Source organism: Fretibacterium fastidiosum, from assembly GCF_000210715.1.
GTDB lineage: Bacteria > Synergistota > Synergistia > Synergistales > Aminobacteriaceae > Fretibacterium > Fretibacterium fastidiosum.
On the sequence record NC_021038.1, the window covers coordinates 2,474,916 to 2,483,509 of the forward strand.

5 protein-coding genes and 1 pseudogene are annotated in these 8,594 nt (G+C 65.7%); 1 reads left to right on the forward strand and 5 read right to left on the reverse strand.

The features are described 5' to 3' along the window. A pseudogene (locus SY1_RS11180) lies at window positions 1–217 on the forward strand (hypothetical protein); the annotation flags it as partial. A gap of 117 nt (window positions 218–334) precedes the next feature. Here the strand turns inward: SY1_RS11180 and SY1_RS11185 are convergent. The 5 genes from SY1_RS11185 to SY1_RS11205 form a co-directional block, all read right to left on the reverse strand. After that, the gene (locus tag SY1_RS11185) at window positions 335–3,031 is read right to left on the reverse strand and encodes a flagellin N-terminal helical domain-containing protein (protein WP_015557082.1); all 2,697 of its coding nucleotides are present in this window, start codon (window positions 3,029–3,031) and stop codon (window positions 335–337) included. Window positions 3,032–3,353: 322 nt separating this feature from the next. Continuing rightward, window positions 3,354–3,527 (reverse strand): DUF362 domain-containing protein, encoded by a 174-nt coding sequence (locus SY1_RS11190; RefSeq protein WP_015557083.1) that lies wholly within the window; start codon window positions 3,525–3,527, stop codon window positions 3,354–3,356. A gap of 113 nt (window positions 3,528–3,640) precedes the next feature. Beyond that, on the reverse strand, window positions 3,641–6,580 hold the full coding sequence (locus SY1_RS11195) for a DNA translocase FtsK (RefSeq protein WP_243440679.1): 2,940 nt from the start codon (window positions 6,578–6,580) through the stop codon (window positions 3,641–3,643). A gap of 15 nt (window positions 6,581–6,595) precedes the next feature. Then, the gene (mltG, locus tag SY1_RS11200) at window positions 6,596–7,624 is read right to left on the reverse strand and encodes an endolytic transglycosylase MltG (RefSeq protein WP_015557084.1); all 1,029 of its coding nucleotides are present in this window, start codon (window positions 7,622–7,624) and stop codon (window positions 6,596–6,598) included. A gap of 153 nt (window positions 7,625–7,777) precedes the next feature. Next, window positions 7,778–8,594, reverse strand: an 817-nt coding sequence (locus SY1_RS11205; protein WP_208873824.1) for an S-adenosylmethionine:tRNA ribosyltransferase-isomerase, incomplete at its 5' end; no start/stop codon positions are given.

Sequence of the window (8,594 nt, forward strand, 5' to 3'; positions counted from 1 at the left end):
CAGAGCTGAGGGCGTAGCTAAAGGTGAGGCTAAAGGCTGGGCTAAAGGTATAGCCGAAGGTGAGGCCAAGGGTGAAGCTAAGGGCGAGGCTAAAGGCAAACTGCTTGGCAGACAGGAGACGGCGCGCGCCATGCTGCGGGAGGGGATGTCTCCGGCTTCCGTCGCGCGCTTCACCCGTCTTTCCCTCGACGAGGTCGAGGCCCTGAAGGGGAGCTAAACGGAAGAGGCCCTCCGGCACCCCCGTTCCATCAATTCAAGAGCAGCGTTGGCACGAAAAGGCCCCCCGGTCGGTAGCCGGGGGGCCTTTTGTCGAGCGGTTTTTTTGCAGGTTACCTCAAGACCTCAAGAGGCTCAAGACGTTCTGGGGAAGCTGGTTCGCCTGAGCCAGCATCGAGGTCCCGGACTGGTTCAGGACCTGAAGCTTCACAAACTCCATCATGGCCTTGGCCATGTCCGCATCCCGGATGCGGCTCTCCGCCGCCGTCAGGTTCGTGCTGGTGGTGGTCAGGTTCGACACCGTGTGTTCCAGCGAGTTCTGGTAGGCGCCAATCTTGGCGCGCTGCGTGGAAACCTTTCCGATGGCCGTGTCCAGGATGGTGATGGCCCGCGTGGCGGACCCGCGGTCCGTCACGATGACGCGGGTAACGCCCAGGGCGTTCGCCCCCATGTTCCCGATGTCGATCGCCAGGTCCTCGCCCTCGTTTGCCCCCACCTGGAAGATCGTGCTGTTGTCCACGATATGCAGCACCGTCTCGTAGGGCGTCCCGTCCGCGGACAGGACGAAGTTCCGCAGGTTCTCGTTCCAGGTCACCTTGATGTTGGCCATGGGATCGAACTCCACGTCCACGTTCTTATGGATCACGCCGATGAGCTGGTTGCCGGACACCTTCACGTTGCTCGCGATCGTCGCGCCCGTGTGGGCGTCGTACACGGAGGCCGTGAAGGAGTTCTCCTTCGCCTCCTGCACCACGTTCAGGGAAAGGGCGTTGACCAGGTCCTCGTTGCCACTGAAGGAGAGGCGGCCCGCCGCCCCGGCCACCAGGGAGCGGATGATGAAGGTCCCCGGCACCGTCTCAAGGCCGTAGTCCTTCTCCGTGCCCTTGCCCACGAACGTCACGAAGTCGTTGGCGTTGCTGACGGCGAAGCGGGCCTGTCCCAGGCCGTTGGCGATGGCGTCGTTCAGCTTGCTGCGCAGCTCGCCCAGCGTGTCCGTGGCATGGAGCGTGATCTTGGTGCTCTTGCCGTCCCCCTGGGAGATGGTGATCGTCTGGGGGTCCGTCAGCATGAAGACGCCCTGGGTGGTCCAGAACTTCTCCAGGTCCCGCAGCTTCACGTCGCTCTTGGCCACCTGCCCGACGTAGGCCGCCTCGAACGTGGCCAGCGTCTTGTCCGCCGTCATCGCGGTCTTGTTGGTGGTCAGGACGATGTCGCCCTCGTAGACCGTGCCGTTCTTGTCGTTGAGGTAGAAGTTCCGGAAGTGCAGCTCCTTCTCCTTCACCTTCTCCGCGTCCAGGCCAAACTTCAAGGTAGCATCGGAAACCGAACCACCCCATTTGTAGGGCCACGTTTCCGTCTGCTGCCCTTCGATCTCCACCGTCTGAGCGTTTGCAGCGGCCTTCTTCGTCACGTTGTAGACGATCTTACCGCCCACCTTGAACCCTGCCGCCGCATTAAGGGTCATCTTCAGCGAATCCGTACCCAGGCCCAAATCTTTGAGGTCAATCGGCGTTCCCTCAGACATGACGATATTATCCTTCACGACGTTCTTAACGGTACCGTCCTCCATGAGGATATTGGCCGTCCCCTTGAAGGTCACGCTCTTAGCCTTCTCGTTGACCGATACCACCTCCAGCAGCACGCTGGCGTTGCCCGTGAGGTTGGCTGGCGTGGCGCCCATCTCCGCATTCAGAGGCGGGACAGGACCGGTGGGAGCAGCGGAGGCCGCCGTAGCAAAAAGGGCTGCCTTGGGCTCCCCTCCTCCGCCAACGGGGGTAATCGAGGTTCCCGAAACCTTGAGGATGCCCGTAGTTGACTTAGGCCCCGTGTACGTCAAGGTGATCTTCCCGCCCGCTTCCGTCGCTTTGACCCCCTCCGGAAGGCCAGCGTTAATCTGCGCCAAAAAATCCGCAACAGTCGTAGTGGCAGTGGTGGCAAATGTTATCGTCTTTGAAACGCCATCCAATTCGACTGTCAGCGTTTTTCCGTTATAGTCCTCGATATTCCCTGCAGTTCCTGCAGCTCCTGCCTGAACCACTCTTGATTCCAACTTATGGGTGTAAAGATCAGCTGGTATACCATAGCTTCCCGTCTTGGCAATATCACTATTTGCCGCAGTATTCAGTGTCCTCATCGTGTACGTCCCTGCGGGCAGATTGTCTACCCGTAGAGCGGAGGCTCCTGCCTTGTCGTTCAGGCTGACGCCCATCGTGACGTTCGGGTGCTTGATTCTGAAGATGTCCGTCTTCTTGGCCTCGGCCTGCCCCGGCGTGGCGGTGATGCTGATCTTGTAGTTGCCCTCGAAGGCGCTCTTCTGGCCGAACTGGTCGATCTCCCGCAGGGAGCCGCGGATGTACGCCTTCGTGGCCAGGTCCGTGGAGGACCAGATGCCCGCCGACGTGCCGTCCAGGAGCTTCTTGTTGTTGAATTGAGTGGCGGTGGAGATGCGGTTGATCTCGTCCTTCAGCTGATCGACCTCGAGCTGAATGTACTCCCGGTCCTGCTGGGTCAGGGTGTCGTTGGCCGCCTGCACCGCAAGCTCCCTCATGCGCTGAAGGATGCTGTGCGTCGAGGCCAGGGCGCCCTCCGCCGTCTGCAGCATGGAGACGCCGTCCTCCGCGTTGCGGATCGCCATGTTCATGCCGCTGATCTGGGCCCGCATCTTCTCGCTGATGGCCAGCCCCGCGGCGTCGTCCGCCGCGCTGTTGATGCGCAGGCCCGTGGAGAGGGTCTGAATGGACTTCTGAAGCGACCTGTTAGTGTTGTTCAGTGCGTTGTAAGCGAAAAGCGCCGGTACGTTGTGGTAGATCCTCATAAGTGTCATAACCTCCTGCAGACGGGCCATCCTGTCCCGTCTCCCAAAGTTCTAAAAAGCCTCCAAAGACCATCCTGGTCCACACCGAAAGAGCGCGCAGAGCGACCACAAACCATGAAAAAAGCTCTGTATTAAGTGTACCACATCCCTCAAAAAAACGGTCGGAGGAGGTCCACTCCGAGGGCGGGCTGCACCGGCCCCGACCTCCCCGCAAGTCAAGCCGTTACACTACCTTTTATCGGCGCTGAGGAGAAAAACTTAAGCGCCGGGGCATAAAAAAACGACGGGGTCGCCCCCGTCGAACGAAGCTGCCTCAAACAGGCTACTGAGAGATGGCGCTGACCGGGCAGGTCGAGACGCAGCTGCCGCACTCGACGCACTTGCCCTCGTCCACCTGCGCGTGTCCGTCCGTCATCGAGATGGCGGAGACGGGGCACGCCCCAACGCAGGACTCGCACCCAACGCACGTACCGGAATCCACTTTCGCCTTAGCCATAGAAAAAACCTCCCCCCAAAAATTAAAACCGTTGAAACACAAACCGTCGCGGGGTCATAAAACCCCGGTCGTTCCATTATATCACAAGGCCTCGGCCGCAGCGGTGGGCGCGATCAGTCCTCGTCGAAGATTCCCCCGGTCCTGGCGCGCTCCAGCGCCTCGAAGGCGCTCTCCTCGTCCAGCAGGATCTGCCGGGGCTTCGTGCTGTTGGGCGTCTGCGGCCCCACGATGCCCAGCTGCTCCATCGCGGTGATGAGGCGGCCCGCCTTGGGGTATCCGATGCTCAAGAGCCTCTGCAGTCCGCTGGCGGAGGTGATGCCCGTCTCCATCACCGTGCGGATGGCCTCCTCCATCTTGGGGTCGTCCACGGCGCCGTTGCCGCCGCGGCCGTCGCCGCCCCCGCCACCGTTGCTGTCCGCGAACTCGATGTAGTCCGGCAGGCCGAACACGCCCTTCATGTACTCCACGAAGTCCAGCGTGCGCTCCTCCGTGATGAAGGGCGACTGAAGGCGGAGGGGACGGGGGAAGCGCGTGCTGCGGAACAGCATGTCCCCCTTGCCCAGCAGCTTGTCCGCACCCCCCGCGTCGATGATGGTGCGGGAGTCCGTCTGGGACGGCACGGCAAAGGCCACTCGCGCAGGCACGTTCGCCTTGATCAGCCCCGTGATCACGTCCACCGAGGGGCGCTGGGTGGCGAGGATCAGGTGGATGCCCGCCGCCCGCGACTTCTGGGCCAGGCGGGCGATGAGGCCCTCCACCTCCTTGCCCGCGGTGTACATGAGGTCCGCCAACTCGTCCACCACCACCACGATGTTCGGGTACCGGTCTTTCGGCAGCACCTTCTCGTTGTAGGGGGCCAGGCTGCGCACCCGTGCCCGCGCGAAGTTCTCCGTCCGGGTCTCCATCTCCTGAACGGCCCAGGTCAGGGCGTCGATGGCCTTGCGTGAGTCGGAGATGGGCCGGGCCAGGAGGTGGGGCAGCCCCTCGTAGATGGCGAACTCCACGTGCTTCGGGTCCACCAGGATCAGCTTCAGCTCGTCCGGCGTGCGGCGCGAACACATCCCCAGGATGCAGGCGTTGACGAACACGCTCTTGCCCGACCCCGTGGTCCCCGCCACGAGCAGGTGGGGCATGTCCTCCAACCCGCAGACCAGGAAGCTGGAGTCCACCTGCATCCCCATCTGCAGCGGCAGCACGGCCTGGCACTCCGCGAACTCCGGGGACTCCATCGCCATCCGCAGGGGGATGCCCCGGCGTTTTGAATTGGGGATCTCGATGCCCACGTAGTGCTGCCCCAGGATGGGAGCCTCCACCCGGACGGAGACGACGGCCAGGGCCATCGTCAGGTCGTTGGCCAGCCCCGCCACCTTGTTGACCTTGGTGCCGGGAGCCAATTCGATCTGAAACTGGACCACCGACGGACCGATCACGATGTGGGCGATGGAGGCGGTGATGCCGAAGTTCTTCAGCGTCTCGACGATGACCTCCCCCTGGGCCGCCGCCGCCGCCGTGGCCTTCTGGTCCGCCACGTCCTCCACCGGGGGGCCGAAGAGGTCCAGCTGCGGCGGAAAGACCCCCTCCAGAGAGCGCCTCTCTTCGACTTCCTCAGGCAACACCACCTCCGGGACCTCCGCCTGAAGGGCCGTGTCCCGTCCGTCGTGCTCCTGCGCCGTATCGCGGTCCCGCGCCCCCGAAGCCCCCCCGGTACCCTCCGAGGCGCTCGCCGCCCGAGGCGCAGGGTCCTGTGGGGGCTGAGGCGGAGCTGGAGGCGCTGTCTGCGGTGCAGCGGACGCGGCCGGCTCCTCCGGCGTCCCCGCCGGGCCGCCTTGCTGAAGGGGCACCTCCTGCGGTTCGGCCGCAGGGGGCGGAACCTCGTCGTCCAGGGGCTTCAGCAGGTCCGGACGCGCGGAGAAGGCCCCGGCCTCCAAAGAGGAAAGGAGGTCGTCCAGGATCTCCACCGTCGTCCTTTTGGGCTGAGCCGCCTCCGAGACGCCGCCGTGGGGCGCCTCATGGGAGGGCTCAGCCCCATCCGGCGCTGCGGAAGGGGGCCGGTCGAAGGCCGACGGCTCCGCCGGAACCTCCGACGCTTCGTCAACCGCCGGCGGCTCCGCGCCGGGGACGTCCGCGCCCCGCTGCAGGGAGGGCGTCGAAATCGGGGATTCGACCTCCTTCGGCCCGGCGGGCACGAAGGAGGAATCGTCCGGAGGGGCCGGAGCGTCCTCACCCTGCCCCTGGGGCATCCGGAGAGGTTCCGGCGCGAAGCCCTGGCCCGCAAGGCCGTTCGGGGTGACCGGCGTCAGGGGGTCGAAGGGGACGCCGCCGGGGGAGGTGTGACGCACCAGGCGCGCCCCGTCCTCCGGCGCCTGCGCTTCCGCGGAGAGCAGGGCGTCGTGGAGGGGGTGGACCTTCCCTACCTGCTCGGCGTAAACCTCGGACCGGGCGGCGGCCTGCCGGGCCGGGAAGGAGGGCGAGGGAGGCTGCTCCCGGCCGGAGGCGGCGTCCGCCTCGCCAGAACGGGGCTCCTCCGGGGCTCCCACGGGCAGGGAAGCCACGAACAGCGCCAGGAGCCGGGAGCCGAAGAAGAAGGCTGCCAGCAGGAATGAGGCCGCCGCCGCCAAAAGGGCGCCCAGCATCCCCAGGTTCAGGACGAAGAGGCGTGCCAGCACCCGCCCCACCTCGCCCGGCTCGAAGAAGCTCCACGCCGGGTTCCAGCCCACGTGTCGGGCGATGCCCAGCATGAAGGCCAGCGAGACGTAGAGCTGCGCCGTCCCCAGGACCTGCCCCAGGGGCCGGGGGATGCGGAAGCGGACAAGCCGCGCAAAACACAGGTAGAGCAGGAACAAAAGAGGAATCAGCACCGCGCCACCCCAGACCGTGCGCAGGTACTCGCCGAGCCGCCCCCCCGACTGCCCGACCCACGAGCTGTTGAAGAGGGCGGCCATGACGTAGACGTCAACGGCGATCAGGAACAGGACGATCAACTCGCCCCAGTTCCCTCTGGCCGAGGCCGCCCTGCGGCCGCCCTCCCGTTCCGCATCGTAATTCAAGGCCACCTGGCTTCCTCCCTTCTACAGCCCGGAGCGCGCCCTGTCCACGTTGCGCAGGTGCTCCGCATAGGTCTTTGCAAAGTAATGGTAGCCGTCCTTCCCCGCGACGTAGTAGTAGTCCCCGCCGTCCTCCGGACTGAGGGCCGCGTCCCAGGCGGCGGTGCCGGGGACGCAGATGGGCCCCGGCGGCAGCCCGGAAACGCGATAGGTGTTGTAGGGGGAATCGACCCCCAGGTCGCTCCGCAGCACCCTGGTGAGCCGACGGCCCTGGAGCTTCCAAGCGTAGACGACCGTAGCGTCGATCTGGAGCGGCATTCCGTCCTTCAGCCTGCGCTGGATCACGCCGGCCACCCTGGGCGCCTCGGAGTCGTGAAGGACCTCCCGCTCCACCATGGAGGCGATGACGGCCGCCCGGTGCAGCTCCTGCTTCGTCATCCTCGCTGCGGCAGCGCCAAGCCGCCTCCACCACTGGGCGCTGGCCGCCCGCACGAGTTCGGCCGGGGTGCGCTCCAGCACGAGGTAGCTCTCCGGCTGGAGGAAGGCCAGCCGAGAGGGCTCGTCCTCCGGCAGCTTCACCCGCATCGCCTCAGGGTAGTTGGCGTCGTCCATGACCGCCTGGTGCAGCGCGTCGCCCTCCGACGCGACGTCGAGGGAGAGGGCCTCCCGCAGGGAGTAAGCGTCCGCGCCGGGGATGAGGGTCATCCGCAGCAGGCAGGGTCGCGCCTCCCGAAGCTGCCGCGCCACATACCAGGGGGCGGAGCGCACCACCTTGTAGTATCCGGGCTGCATCCGCCGGTCCAGGCCGAAATGGACCATCCATCGGGCCAGCTCCCCGGCGCTGCCCTCCAGGGCCCCCTGATCCTCGAAGGCCTGGGCGATCTGCCGCGCGTTCGTCCCCGGCGCCACCAGGACGGTGACGGGCTCCCCCTCCGGAACGGGCAAAAGCCTTTCCCAGAGAGGACCGGGGACCTTGAAATAAAAGGCCGCACCGCCGGCGCACAGCAGGAGAACCGCCAACGCCGGGAGAAATTTCCTGACCGCTCGCTTCATCGTCCATTCACACCTTGTACTCGAGGAAGCTCTGATTGAGCTCAAAAAATCGTTGAAAACGATCGCTCAAGGGCATTCGGGTGTCCTTCAGCGCTTCCCTGGAATTTTAACCTGGGGCTGCGCCCCAATATCCCCGCTCCGTCCGTCCGCGCCTCAGCGCTGTATGAACATGGCGTCTCCGAAGGAAAAGAAGCGGTATCCCGCCTCCGCCGCCGCTCCGTAGACGGAGAGCAGCCGGGCCACCGCCCGCTCCTCCCGCCCCTCGAAGCCGCCCAGGTTCGCGACGAAGGCCGCGACCAGCATCAGCAGGGAGCTCCTGGGAAGGTGGAAGTTCGTGATCATGGCGTCCACCACCTGAAACTCGAAGCCCGGATAGATGTACAGCCCCGTGTCCATGAGCCCCGAACGGACCTCACCGCCCCCGGCGGCCATGGACTCCAGCGTGCGCACGACGGTGGTCCCGGAGGCGATGACGCGCCCTCCCCGCCGCCGGCACTCGCGCACGGCCCGCACCGTCGCCTCTGGAACCTCGCAGGGCTCCTCGTGGATGACGTGTTCCCGAATGTCCTCCGCCTTGACCGGACGGAAGGTCCCCAGCCCCACGTGGAGCGTCACCCAGGCCCGACGGACGCCCATCGCGTCGATGGCGTCCAGGAGGCCGGGGGTGAAGTGCAGGCTGGCCGTCGGGGCGGCCACGGAGCCGTCCCGCTGGGCGAAGACCGTCTGATAGGCCTCCCGCCAGTCGCCCTCGCTGTGAATGTAGGGAGGGAGCGGCACGTGGCCGAAGGCGTCGAGAAAGATCAAGACGTCCCGGCGCCCCTCCCCCACGCGTACCACCCGCACCCCATCGTCCTCGCAGGCTTCGATCCTGAGGGCGCGGCCCCCCACCTCCACCGCCGACCCGGCCCTCAACCGCCGGCCCGGTCGGACCAGGGCCCGCCAACAGCACAGGTCCTGCGACACGGGGCTG

What these genes read in the sequence shown, in the direction of transcription:
- SY1_RS11185 (WP_015557082.1), bottom strand. Translation starts at nt 3,031, where the DNA reads ATGAGGATCTACCACAACGTACCGGCGCTTTTCGCTTACAACGCACTG.
- SY1_RS11190 (WP_015557083.1), bottom strand. Translation starts at nt 3,527, where the DNA reads ATGGCTAAGGCGAAAGTGGATTCCGGTACGTGCGTTGGGTGCGAGTCC.
- mltG (WP_015557084.1), bottom strand. Translation starts at nt 7,624, where the DNA reads ATGAAGCGAGCGGTCAGGAAATTTCTCCCGGCGTTGGCGGTTCTCCTG.